Source organism: Streptomyces sp. NPDC048659 (genome assembly GCF_040650575.1).
Classification (GTDB): Bacteria; Actinomycetota; Actinomycetes; order Streptomycetales; family Streptomycetaceae; genus Streptomyces.
The window spans coordinates 244,615-256,522 of record NZ_JBEZHM010000003.1; the positions used below are offsets into that span (position 1 = coordinate 244,615).

Here is an 11,908-nt window from a genome sequence, read left to right on the forward strand (position 1 = left end):
CGCGTACGCCTCCTCGGTCCACGTCAGTCCAGGAGATTCCGCAACCGTGGCTTCCACGAACGACCTCAAGAACGGCATGGTGCTCAAGCTCGACGGGGGCCAGCTCTGGTCCGTCGTCGAGTTCCAGCACGTCAAGCCCGGCAAGGGCCCGGCCTTCGTGCGCACCAAGCTCAAGAACGTGCTGTCCGGCAAGGTCGTCGACAAGACCTTCAACGCCGGTGTGAAGGTCGAGACGGCCACCATCGACCGCCGCGACATGCAGTTCTCGTACATGGACGGCGACTACTTCGTCTTCATGGACATGGACACGTACGACCAGCTCATGGTCGACCGCAAGTCCGTCGGCGACGCCGCCAACTTCCTCATCGAGGGCTTCACCGCCTCCGTCGCGCAGCACGAGGGCGAGGTGCTCTACGTCGAGCTCCCGGCCGCCGTCGTCCTGACGATCCAGCACACCGACCCTGGTGTCCAGGGCGACCGCTCCACCGGTGGCACCAAGCCGGCCACGCTGGAGACCGGTCACGAGATCCAGGTCCCGCTCTTCGTCACCACCGGTGAGAAGGTCAAGGTCGACACGCGTGACAGCTCCTACCTCGGCCGGGTGAACGACTAACCGTGGCCGCCCGGAGCAAGGCCCGCAGGCGGGCCTTCCAGATCCTGTTCGAGGCCGACCAGCGCGGTTCCTCGGTGCAGGAGGTCCTCGCGGACCAGGTCCGGCTCGCCCGGTCGGACGAGCACCAGCCGCCGGTCAACGAGTTCACCATGCAGCTCGTCGAGGGCTACTCCTCGCACATCGACCGCATCGACGATCTCATCGCGACCTACGCGGTCGACTGGGACCTCGACCGGATGCCCGCCGCCGACCGGAACATCGTGCGCCTCGGGGCGTACGAGCTGATCTGGGAGGACGGCACGCCCGACGCGGTCGCGATCGACGAGGCCGTGCAGCTCGCCAAGGAGTTCTCCACGGACGAGTCGCCCGCCTTCGTCAACGGGCTGCTGGGCCGCTTCAAGGACCTGAAGCCGCGCCTGCGCCGGGACGCGGACGCCTAGTCCCCGCCCGACGCCCGCTCGCCCGTACGGCGCTCGAAGGGGCCCGCAGCACCCGGTGCTGCGGGCCCCTTCGCCGTGCCCGGGGGCGGGCCGCTTCCGGGTCCTGGGGGCGCGCACACGAAAACGCCGGGCCCCTGGGAGTCGAAGCGACTCCCAGGGGCCCGGCGGCACGTTTCTGCGCGGGTGCGGGGCACCCGACCCCGTGAGGGGTCAGTTGTCCTCGTGGGCGACGGCGCGGCGCGCGTCCGCGTCCAGCACGCCCCAGCTGATCAGCTGCTCGGTCAGGACCGAGGGGGACTGGTCGTAGATCACGGCGAGGGTGCGCAGGTCGTCCTGGCGGATCGACAGCACCTTGCCGTTGTAGTCGCCGCGCTGCGACTGGATGGTCGCCGCGTAGCGCTGGAGGGGGCCGGCCTTCTCGGCGGGGACGTGGGCGAGGCGCTCCAGGTCCAGGACCAGCTTCGGCGGCGGCTCGGCGGCTCCGCCCGGCGTGGTGCCCGGCAGCAGCTCCTGCACCGGGACCCCGTAGAAGTCCGCCAGCTCGGCAAGACGCTGCACGGTCACGGCACGGTCGCCGCGCTCGTACGAACCGACCACGACCGCCTTCCAGCGGCCCTGGGACTTCTCCTCCACACCGTGGAGGGAGAGGCCCTGCTGGGTGCGGATCGCACGGAGTTTGGCCCCGAGCTGCTTTGCGTATTCGCTGGACATAACGCTCCCGGACGCTGTGACGATTGCGGCGGCGCCGCGCGGCTGGTAACTCACTGTGAAGGTTACGCAGCGTGACACTCTCCCGTCAAGCCGAATGGTCCATACCGCCCCCTCCCGGAGGACGGCGCCCGGAGTGGCGCGAGGGGGGTGAGCAGGGCACCCGTCCGCCCCTGGTAAGGTGGATGGCGCAATTCCGACGTCCTTTAAGATCCGTCCCGTGAGGCGGAGAAGGAGGTCCGTTTCATATGGACGCACAGCAGCACACACCGCAGCAGACCGATGCCCGGCCCGTTCTCGAGGCCCCGGACATCGAGCGGGTCCTGACCCGCATCGCCCACGAGATCGTCGAGCGCGCCAAGGGCGCCGACGACGTGGTCCTCCTCGGCATCCCGACCCGCGGCGTCTTCCTCGCCCGCCGGCTCGCCGAGAAGCTCGAATCGATCACCGGCGCCAAGGTCCCGGTCGGTTCCCTCGACATCACGATGTACCGCGACGACCTGCGGCTGAAGCCGGCGCGCGCCCTCGGCCGCACCGACATCCCGGGTGACGGCATCGACGGCCGTCTCGTCGTCCTCGTCGACGACGTGCTCTTCTCCGGCCGCACCATCCGCGCCGCCCTCGACGCCCTCGGCGACATCGGCCGCCCCCGCGCGGTCCAGCTCGCCGTCCTCGTCGACAGAGGCCACCGCGAGCTCCCGATCCGCGCCGACTACGTCGGCAAGAACCTCCCCACGTCGCTGCGGGAGACGGTCAAGGTCCAGCTCGCCGAGGAGGACGGTCGCGACACCGTGCTGCTCGGCGGCAAGCCCGCCTCCTAGCCGGACCGGCCCCCGACGGGTCCGGGGCACAGCCCTGCGCACCCGCATGCCCGCACCCTCCCCACCCCGGAGAGAAAACCCGATGATGCGTCACCTCATCTCGGCCGCCGACCTCACCCGCGACGACGCCGTCCTCATCCTCGACACCGCCGAGGAGATGGCCCGGGTAGCCGACCGGCCGATCAAGAAGCTGCCCACCCTGCGCGGCCGCACGATCTGCAACCTCTTCTTCGAGGACTCCACCCGCACCCGGATCTCCTTCGAGGCCGCCGAGAAGCGCCTCTCCGCCGATGTGATCAACTTCGCGGCCAAGGGCTCCAGCGTCTCCAAGGGCGAGTCCCTCAAGGACACCGCGCAGACCCTGGAGGCGATGGGCGTCGACGCCGTCGTCATCCGGCACAGCGCCTCCGGTGCCCCGTACCGCCTGGCCACCTCCGGCTGGATCGACGCCCCCGTCATCAACGCGGGCGACGGCACCCACCAGCACCCCACCCAGGCCCTGCTGGACGCCTTCACCATGCGCCGCCGCCTGGTCGGCCGCGACACCGGTCTCGGCAAGGACCTCGACGGCAAGCGGATCACCCTCGTCGGCGACGTCCTGCACAGCCGGGTCGCCCGCTCCAACGTCGACCTGCTGCACACCCTCGGCGCCCAGGTCACGCTGGTGGCCCCGCCCACCCTGGTCCCCGTCGGTGTCGAGACCTGGCCCTGCGAGGTCTCGTACGACCTCGACAGCGTGCTGCCGAAGTCCGACGCGGTGATGATGCTGCGGGTGCAGCGCGAGCGGATGAACGCCGCCTTCTTCCCGACCGAGCGGGAGTACTCGCGCCGCTACGGCCTGGACGGCGAGCGGATGGCGAAGATGCCCGAGCACGCCATCGTCATGCACCCCGGCCCGATGGTCCGCGGCATGGAGATCACCGCCGAGGTCGCCGACTCCGACCGCTGCACGGTCGTCGAGCAGGTCGCCAACGGCGTCTCCATCCGGATGGCCGTCCTCTACCTGCTGCTCGGCGGCTACGAGCCCGCCGCCCCCGCCACCCCCCGCACCGAGGAGAACTGAACATGAGCAAGATCCTGATCCGCGGTGCGAAGGTGCTCGGCGGCGAGGCCCAGGACGTCCTGATCGACGGCGAGACCATCGCAGAGATCGGCACCGGCCTGTCGGCCGAGGGCGCCCAGGTCATCGAGGCGGAGGGGCAGATCCTGCTGCCGGGCCTCGTCGACCTGCACACCCACCTGCGCGAGCCGGGCCGCGAGGACTCCGAGACCGTCCTCACCGGCACCCGCGCCGCCGCCTCCGGCGGCTACACGGCCGTCTTCGCCATGGCCAACACCCACCCGGTCGCCGACACCGCCGGCGTCGTCGAGCAGGTCTACCGCCTCGGCCGCGAGCACGGCTACTGCGACGTGCAGCCCATCGGCGCCGTCACCGTCGGCCTGGAGGGCAAGAAGCTCGCCGAGCTCGGCGCCATGCACGACTCCGCCGCCGGCGTCACCGTCTTCTCCGACGACGGCAAGTGCGTCGACGACGCCGTGATCATGCGCCGCGCCCTGGAGTACGTGAAGGCGTTCGGCGGCGTCGTCGCCCAGCACGCCCAGGAGCCCCGCCTCACCGAGGGCGCCCAGATGAACGAGGGCGTCGTCTCCGCCGAGCTCGGCCTCGGCGGCTGGCCGGCCGTCGCGGAGGAGTCGATCATCGCCCGCGACGTCCTGCTCGCCGAGCACGTCGGCTCCCGGGTCCACATCTGCCACCTCTCCACCGCCGGCTCCGTCGAGATCGTCCGCTGGGCCAAGTCCCGCGGCATCGACGTCACCGCCGAGGTCACCCCGCACCACCTCCTCCTCACGGACGAGCTCGTACGGTCGTACAACCCGGTCTACAAGGTGAACCCGCCGCTGCGCACCGAGCGGGACGTCCTGGCGCTGCGCGAGGCGCTGGCCGACGGCACGATCGACATCGTCGCCACCGACCACGCCCCGCACCCGCACGAGGACAAGGACTGCGAGTGGGCCGCCGCCGCCATGGGCATGGTCGGCCTGGAGACCGCGCTCTCCGTCGTCCAGCAGACGATGGTGGAGACCGGGCTGCTCGACTGGGCCGGCGTCGCCGACCGGATGTCCGTCAAGCCGGCCGCCATCGGGCGGGCCACCGGGCACGGCCGCCCCGTCTCGGCAGGTGAGCCCGCCAACCTGACGCTGGTGGATCCGGCTTACCGTGGTGTCGTGGACCCCGCCGACTTCGCCTCCCGCAGCCGCAACACCCCCTACGAGGGCCGCGAGCTGCCGGGGCGGGTCACCCACACGTTCCTGCGGGGCCGGGCAACGCTCGTCGACGGGAAGCTCGCGTGACACCTCTCATCCAACTGGCCGAACGCAAGTCCGCCGAGGTCACCGACTGGGCCGGCCGCATCGGCTGGGTCGTGGGACTGCTGCTGTTCGTCGTCTTCGTCTACTGGCTGATGCGCCAGGGATGGAAGTGGCGCGGCAGCCTCCAGTCCGGCCTCCCGGCCCTGCCCGAGCCGCCCGCCGAGCCCGCCGGGCCCGGTGAGGCGAAGCTCACGCTGGCCGGCCGCTACCACGGCTCGACCACCGCCGGGCAGTGGCTCGACCGGATCGTCGCCCACGGCCTGGGCGTCCGCAGCCGAGCCGAGCTCACCCTGACGGACCAGGGCGTCACGGTCGTCCGCCCCGGCGCCCAGGACTTCCTGATCCCGGCCGCCGCCCTGCGCGAGGCCCGCCTCGACAAGGGCATCGCCGGCAAGGTCCTCACCGAGGGCGGCCTGCTGGTCGTCACCTGGGAGCACGGCGACACCCTGCTCGACTCCGGCTTCCGCTCCGACCACGCGGCCGAGCACGCCGCCTGGGTCGAGGCCATCAACTCCATGAGCACCACGAACCACGCAAACACGACGGAAGGCGCACGATGACGACCTCCACCAGGGGAGCCGACAAGGTTCCCGCCGTACTCGTCCTGGAGGACGGCCGCATCTTCCGCGGCCGCGCCTACGGGGCCGTGGGGGAGACCTTCGGCGAGGCCGTGTTCTCCACCGGCATGACCGGCTACCAGGAGACCCTCACCGACCCGTCGTACCACCGCCAGGTCGTCGTGATGACCGCCCCGCACGTCGGCAACACCGGCGTGAACGACGAGGACCCCGAGTCCTCCCGCATCTGGGTCGCCGGCTACGTCGTCCGCGACCCCGCGCGCGTCTCCTCCAACTGGCGCGCCAAGCGCTCCCTCGACGAGGAGCTGCGCACGCAGGGCGTCGTCGGCATCCAGGGCATCGACACCCGCGCCCTCACCCGCCACCTGCGCGAGAGCGGCGCCATGCGCGTCGGCATCTTCTCCGGCAGCGCGCTCCCCGACGAGGGCACCATGCTCGCCGAGGTGCGGCAGCAGCCCGAGATGAAGGGCGCCGACCTCTCCGCCGAGGTCGCCACCAAGGAGACGTACGTCGTCCCCGCGATCGGTGAGAAGAAGTTCACCGTCGCCGCCGTCGACCTCGGCATCAAGGGCATGACCCCGCACCGGATGGCCGAGCGCGGCATCGAGGTCCACGTGCTGCCCGCCACCGCCACCGCCGAGGACGTCTACGCCGTCGACCCCGACGGCGTGTTCTTCTCCAACGGCCCGGGCGACCCGGCCACCGCCGACGGCCCCGTCGCCGTCATGCAGGAGGTCCTGCGCCGCAAGACCCCGCTCTTCGGCATCTGCTTCGGCAACCAGATCCTGGGCCGCTCGCTCGGCTTCGGCACGTACAAGCTGAAGTACGGCCACCGGGGCATCAACCAGCCTGTCCAGGACCGCACCACCGGCAAGGTCGAGGTCACCGCGCACAACCACGGCTTCGCCGTCGACGCGCCCCTCGACAAGGTGTCCGACACCCCCTTCGGGCGGGTCGAGGTCTCCCACGTCTGCCTGAACGACGACGTCGTCGAGGGCCTCCAGCTGCTCGACCAGCCGGCCTTCTCCGTCCAGTACCACCCCGAAGCGGCCGCCGGCCCGCACGACGCCGCGTACCTCTTCGACCGTTTCGTTTCCCTGATGGAGGCCGAGCGTGCCTAAGCGCACCGATATCCAGTCCGTCCTGGTCATCGGCTCCGGCCCGATCGTCATCGGCCAGGCCGCGGAGTTCGACTACTCCGGCACCCAGGCGTGCCGCATCCTCAAGGCCGAGGGCCTGCGGGTCATCCTGGTCAACTCCAACCCGGCCACGATCATGACCGACCCGGAGATCGCCGACGCCACCTACGTCGAGCCGATCACCCCCGAGTTCGTCGAGAAGATCATCGCCAAGGAGCGCCCCGACGCCCTCCTGCCCACCCTCGGCGGCCAGACCGCGCTCAACACCGCGATCTCCATGCACGAGCAGGGCGTCCTGGAAAAGTACGGCGTGGAGCTCATCGGCGCCAACGTCGAGGCCATCCACAAGGGCGAGGACCGCGACCTCTTCAAGGGCGTCGTCGAGGCCGTCAAGGCCAAGATCGGCTACGGCGAGTCCGCCCGCTCGGTCATCTGCCACACCATGGACGACGTCATCAAGGGCGTCGACACCCTCGGCGGCTACCCCGTCGTCGTGCGCCCCTCCTTCACCATGGGCGGCGCCGGCTCCGGCTTCGCCCACGACGAGGACGAGCTGCGCCGCATCGCCGGCCAGGGCCTCACGCTCTCCCCGACCACCGAGGTGCTCCTGGAGGAGTCCATCCTCGGCTGGAAGGAGTACGAGCTGGAGCTGATGCGCGACAAGAACGACAACGTCGTGGTCGTCTGCTCCATCGAGAACTTCGACCCGATGGGCGTCCACACCGGCGACTCCATCACCGTCGCCCCGGCGATGACCCTCACCGACCGCGAGTACCAGCGGCTGCGCGACATCGGCATCGCGATCATCCGCGAGGTCGGCGTCGACACCGGCGGCTGCAACATCCAGTTCGCGATCGACCCGGTCGACGGCCGGATCATCGTCATCGAGATGAACCCGCGCGTCTCCCGCTCCTCCGCGCTCGCCTCCAAGGCCACCGGCTTCCCGATCGCCAAGATCGCCGCCCGGCTCGCCGTCGGCTACACGCTGGACGAGATCCCCAACGACATCACCGAGAAGACGCCGGCCTCCTTCGAGCCGACCCTCGACTACGTCGTCGTCAAGGCCCCGCGCTTCGCCTTCGAGAAGTTCCCCTCCGCCGACTCCACGCTGACCACGACCATGAAGTCGGTCGGCGAGGCCATGGCGATCGGCCGCAACTTCACCGAGGCCCTCCAGAAGGCCCTGCGCTCCCTGGAGAAGAAGGGCTCGCAGTTCGCCTTCACCGGCGAGACCGGCGACAAGGCCGAGCTGCTCCGCGAGGCGGTCCGCCCCACCGACGGGCGCATCAACACCGTCATGCGGGCCATCCGCGCGGGCGCCACCCCCGAGGAGGTCTTCGAGGCCACCAAGATCGACCCCTGGTTCGTCGACCAGCTCTTCCTCATCAAGGAGATCGCCGACGAGCTGGCCGCCGCCGAGAAGCTGGAGCCCGAGCTCCTCGCCGAGGCCAAGCGCCACGGCTTCTCCGACGCCCAGATCGCCGAGATCCGCGGCCTGCGCGAGGACGTCGTCCGCGAGGTCCGGCACGCCCTCGGCGTCCGCCCGGTCTACAAGACGGTCGACACCTGCGCCGCCGAGTTCGCCGCCAAGACCCCGTACTTCTACTCCTCGTACGACGAGGAGACCGAGGTCGCGCCCCGCGAGAAGCCCGCGGTCATCATCCTGGGCTCCGGCCCGAACCGCATCGGCCAGGGCATCGAGTTCGACTACTCCTGCGTCCACGCCTCCTTCGCGCTCAGCGACGCGGGCTACGAGACCGTGATGGTCAACTGCAACCCCGAGACCGTCTCGACGGACTACGACACCTCCGACCGCCTGTACTTCGAGCCGCTGACGCTCGAGGACGTGCTGGAGATCGTCCACGCCGAGTCCCTCGCGGGCCCGATCGCCGGCGTCGTCGTCCAGCTCGGCGGCCAGACCCCGCTGGGCCTCGCCCAGGCGCTCAAGGACAACGGCGTGCCGGTCGTCGGCACCTCCCCGGAGGCCATCCACGCCGCCGAGGACCGCGGCGCCTTCGGCCGGGTGCTCGCCGAGGCCGGGCTGCCCGCGCCGAAGCACGGCACCGCGACCACCTTCGCCGGGGCCAAGGCCATCGCCGACGAGATCGGCTACCCCGTCCTCGTACGCCCCTCGTACGTGCTCGGCGGCCGCGGCATGGAGATCGTCTACGACGAGACCCGCCTGGAGTCGTACATCGCGGAGTCCACCGAGATCTCCCCGACCCGCCCGGTGCTGGTCGACCGCTTCCTCGACGACGCCATCGAGATCGACGTCGACGCGCTCTACGACGGCGAGGAGCTCTACCTCGGCGGCGTCATGGAGCACATCGAGGAGGCCGGCATCCACTCCGGCGACTCGGCCTGCGCCCTGCCCCCGATCACCCTCGGCGGCTTCGACATCAAGCGCCTGCGCGCCTCCACCGAGGCCATCGCCAAGGGCGTCGGCGTGCGCGGCCTGATCAACATCCAGTTCGCCATGGCCGGCGACATCCTGTACGTCCTGGAGGCCAACCCGCGCGCCTCCCGCACGGTCCCCTTCACCTCGAAGGCGACCGCCGTGCCGCTCGCGAAGGCCGCCGCCCGCATCTCGCTCGGCGCCACCATCGCCGAGCTGCGCGCCGAGGGCCTGCTGCCGAAGACCGGCGACGGCGGCACCCTGCCGCTCGACGCGCCGATCTCCGTCAAGGAGGCCGTCATGCCGTGGTCGCGCTTCCGCGACATCCACGGCCGCGGCGTGGACACCGTCCTCGGCCCGGAGATGCGCTCCACCGGCGAGGTCATGGGCATCGACAACGTCTTCGGCACGGCGTACGCCAAGTCGCAGGCCGGCGCCTACGGCCCGCTGCCCACCAAGGGCCGTGCGTTCATCTCCGTCGCCAACCGCGACAAGCGCTCGATGATCTTCCCGGCCCGCGAGCTGGTCGCCCACGGCTTCGAGCTGATGGCCACCTCCGGTACCGCCGAGGTCCTCAAGCGCAACGGCATCAACGCGACGATCGTGCGCAAGCAGTCCGAGGGCGAGGGCCCGAACGGCGAGAAGACGATCGTCCAGCTCATCCACGACGGCCAGGTCGACCTGATCGTCAACACCCCGTACGGCACCGGTGGCCGCCTCGACGGCTACGAGATCCGCACGGCGGCGGTGGCCCGCTCCGTCCCCTGCCTGACCACGGTCCAGGCGCTGGCGGCGGCGGTCCAGGGCATCGACGCCCTCAACCACGGCGACGTGGGCGTCCGCTCGCTCCAGGAGCACGCGGAGCACCTGACCGCGGCCCGCGACTAGCAGCCCGAGAGAAGCAGGGGGGACACCGGCACACACCGCGGTGTCCCCCTCTTCATGAGCGCACGAGGGATATTTCGGACGATGTACAAGCTCTTCTTCAACCTGATCTTCAAGCGGATGGACCCCGAGAAGGCCCACTACCTGGCCTTCCGCTGGATCCGGCTCGCCGCGCGCGTCCCGGTCCTGTGCACCTTCGTCGCGGCCGTCCTCGCCCCCCGCCACAAGGCGCTGCGCACCGAGGCCCTGGGCCTGCGGATGCACGGCCCCTTCGGCCTCGCCGCCGGCTTCGACAAGAACGCCGTCGCCATCGACGGCATGGCGATGCTCGGCTTCGACCACGTCGAGATCGGCACCGTCACCGGCGAGGCCCAGCCCGGCAACCCCAAGAAGCGCCTCTTCCGGCTGGTCCCGGACCGCGCCCTGATCAACCGCATGGGCTTCAACAACGAGGGCTCGGCCGCCGTCGCCGCCCGCCTCGCCGCCCGCAACCCGGTCTTCCGGACCGTCGTCGGCGTCAACATCGGCAAGACCAAGGTCGTGCCCGAGGCCGAGGCCGCCGCCGACTACGTGAAGTCCACCGAGCGGCTCGCCCGGCACGCCGACTACCTCGTCGTCAACGTCTCCTCGCCCAACACCCCGGGCCTGCGCAACCTCCAGGCCACCGAGTCGCTGCGCCCGCTGCTGACCGCCGTTCGCGAGGCCGCCGACCGCGCCGTCACCGACCGCCGCGTCCCGCTCCTGGTCAAGATCGCCCCCGACCTCGCCGACGAGGACGTGGACGCCGTCGCCGACCTGGCCCTGGAGCTCGGCCTGGACGGCATCATCGCCACCAACACCACCATCGCCCGCGAGGGCCTGGGCCTCGCCTCCGACCCGGCGCTGATCGCGGAGACCGGCGGCCTGTCCGGCGCCCCGGTCAAGGCGCGCTCCCTGGAGGTCCTGAGCCGCCTGTACGCGCGCGTCGGCGACCGGCTCGTCCTGATCGGCGTCGGCGGCATCGAGAACGCCGACGACGCCTGGCAGCGGATCCTCGCGGGCGCCACCCTGATCCAGGGCTACAGCGCCTTCATCTACGAGGGCCCGTTCTACGCCCGCGCGATCCACCAGGGCCTCGCCGCGCGCCTGGCCGCCTCCCCGTACGCCACCCTCGCCGAGGCCGTCGGCGCCGCCCACCGAAAGGCCGAGAAGTGACCCCGACCCAGGAGAACCTCGCGCCGTTCGGCGCCCGCCTGCGCGCCGCCATGGACGAGCGCGGCCCGCTGTGCGTCGGCATCGACCCGCACGCCGCCCTGCTGAGCTCCTGGGGCCTCGCCGACGACATCGCGGGCCTGGAGCGCTTCACGTACACCGTCGTGGAGGCCCTGGCCGGCACCGTGGCCGTCTTCAAGCCCCAGGCCGCCTTCTTCGAGCGCTTCGGCTCGAAGGGCGTCGCCGTCCTGGAGCGCGCCGTCGCCGATCTGCGGGCGGCCGGCGGCCTGGTCGTCATGGACGCCAAGCGCGGCGACATCGGCTCCACCATGGGCGCCTACGCGGAGGCGTTCCTGCGCAAGGACGCCCCGCTGTTCTCCGACGCGCTCACGGTCTCCCCGTACCTCGGCTACGGCTCCCTGAAGCCGGCCGTCGACCTGGCCCGCGAGTCCGGCGCCGGCCTCTTCGTGCTCGCCCTCACCTCCAACCCGGAGGGCGCCGAGGTCCAGCGCGCGGTGCGCGAGGACGGCCGGACGGTCGGCGCGACGATGCTGGCCCACCTGGCCGCGGAGAACGCGGGGGAGACCCCCATGGGCTCCTTCGGCGCGGTCGTCGGCGCCACCCTCGGCGACCTGTCCGCCTTCGACCTGGACATCGACGGGCCGCTGCTCGCGCCGAACCGCACGCCGAGGAAGGGCAGTCCGAGGAGCACGAGCCCGGTGGCCGTGGCGACGGCGAAGAGCGGCGCCCTGCGCATCACCAGCGCGG

At 71.2% G+C, this 11,908-nt stretch carries 11 protein-coding genes; 10 read left to right on the forward strand and 1 reads right to left on the reverse strand.

Going from position 1 to position 11,908, the window contains the following annotated elements:
• The first annotated feature begins 46 nt into the window (after positions 1 to 46).
• Both efp and nusB read left to right on the forward strand, forming a co-directional pair.
• The gene (gene efp, locus AB0C99_RS04425) at positions 47 to 613 is read left to right on the forward strand and encodes an elongation factor P (RefSeq protein WP_362469046.1); all 567 of its coding nucleotides are present in this window, start codon (positions 47 to 49) and stop codon (positions 611 to 613) included.
• A 2-nt stretch (positions 614 to 615) separates the two neighbouring features.
• Positions 616 to 1,053: a transcription antitermination factor NusB gene (gene nusB / locus AB0C99_RS04430; protein WP_362469048.1), complete on the forward strand. Its 438-nt coding sequence runs from the start codon at positions 616 to 618 to the stop codon at positions 1,051 to 1,053.
• A gap of 210 nt (positions 1,054 to 1,263) precedes the next feature.
• On the opposite strand, the gene bldD is transcribed toward nusB, so the two are convergent.
• Positions 1,264 to 1,764, reverse strand: coding sequence for a transcriptional regulator BldD (bldD, locus tag AB0C99_RS04435; RefSeq protein ID WP_046907471.1), 501 nt, complete (start codon positions 1,762 to 1,764; stop codon positions 1,264 to 1,266).
• Positions 1,765 to 2,009: 245 nt separating this feature from the next.
• Here bldD and pyrR point away from each other — a divergent pair, with 245 nt between their 5' ends.
• From pyrR to pyrF, 8 genes are all read left to right on the forward strand, one after another.
• Positions 2,010 to 2,582, forward strand: a complete 573-nt coding sequence (gene pyrR, locus AB0C99_RS04440) for a bifunctional pyr operon transcriptional regulator/uracil phosphoribosyltransferase PyrR (protein WP_362469051.1) — start codon at positions 2,010 to 2,012, stop codon at positions 2,580 to 2,582.
• Positions 2,583 to 2,664: 82 nt separating this feature from the next.
• Positions 2,665 to 3,645: an aspartate carbamoyltransferase catalytic subunit gene (locus AB0C99_RS04445; RefSeq protein WP_362469054.1), complete on the forward strand. Its 981-nt coding sequence runs from the start codon at positions 2,665 to 2,667 to the stop codon at positions 3,643 to 3,645.
• Positions 3,646 to 3,647: 2 nt separating this feature from the next.
• Entirely contained in the window at positions 3,648 to 4,934 is a 1,287-nt protein-coding gene (locus AB0C99_RS04450; RefSeq protein ID WP_362469057.1) for a dihydroorotase, read from the forward strand.
• Positions 4,931 to 5,512, forward strand: coding sequence for a hypothetical protein (locus AB0C99_RS04455; RefSeq protein WP_362469060.1), 582 nt, complete (start codon positions 4,931 to 4,933; stop codon positions 5,510 to 5,512). Before AB0C99_RS04450 ends, AB0C99_RS04455 begins: the two co-directional genes overlap by 4 nt.
• Positions 5,509 to 6,651 carry a glutamine-hydrolyzing carbamoyl-phosphate synthase small subunit gene (gene carA, locus AB0C99_RS04460; RefSeq protein WP_362469063.1) on the forward strand — a complete coding sequence of 381 codons (1,143 nt, stop codon included), beginning with the start codon at positions 5,509 to 5,511 and terminating at the stop codon, positions 6,649 to 6,651. Before AB0C99_RS04455 ends, carA begins: the two co-directional genes overlap by 4 nt.
• Positions 6,644 to 9,952: a carbamoyl-phosphate synthase large subunit gene (carB, locus tag AB0C99_RS04465; protein WP_362469066.1), complete on the forward strand. Its 3,309-nt coding sequence runs from the start codon at positions 6,644 to 6,646 to the stop codon at positions 9,950 to 9,952. The genes carA and carB overlap by 8 nt, the downstream gene beginning before the upstream one ends.
• Positions 9,953 to 10,033: 81 nt before the next feature.
• Positions 10,034 to 11,143, forward strand: coding sequence for a quinone-dependent dihydroorotate dehydrogenase (locus tag AB0C99_RS04470; protein WP_362469069.1), 1,110 nt, complete (start codon positions 10,034 to 10,036; stop codon positions 11,141 to 11,143).
• Between the two features lie 50 nt (positions 11,144 to 11,193).
• Positions 11,194 to 11,908, forward strand: a 715-nt coding sequence (gene pyrF / locus AB0C99_RS04475; RefSeq protein ID WP_362469105.1) for an orotidine-5'-phosphate decarboxylase, incomplete at its 3' end; no start/stop codon positions are given.

Bases quoted from the DNA above. Each gene is read 5' to 3' on its own strand.
- AB0C99_RS04450 (WP_362469057.1), top strand. From the start codon at position 3,648: ATGAGCAAGATCCTGATCCGCGGTGCGAAGGTGCTCGGCGGCGAGGCC.
- pyrR (WP_362469051.1), top strand. From the start codon at position 2,010: ATGGACGCACAGCAGCACACACCGCAGCAGACCGATGCCCGGCCCGTT.
- AB0C99_RS04445 (WP_362469054.1), top strand. From the start codon at position 2,665: ATGATGCGTCACCTCATCTCGGCCGCCGACCTCACCCGCGACGACGCC.
- carA (WP_362469063.1), top strand. From the start codon at position 5,509: ATGACGACCTCCACCAGGGGAGCCGACAAGGTTCCCGCCGTACTCGTC.
- AB0C99_RS04470 (WP_362469069.1), top strand. From the start codon at position 10,034: ATGTACAAGCTCTTCTTCAACCTGATCTTCAAGCGGATGGACCCCGAG.
- bldD (WP_046907471.1), bottom strand. From the start codon at position 1,764: ATGTCCAGCGAATACGCAAAGCAGCTCGGGGCCAAACTCCGTGCGATC.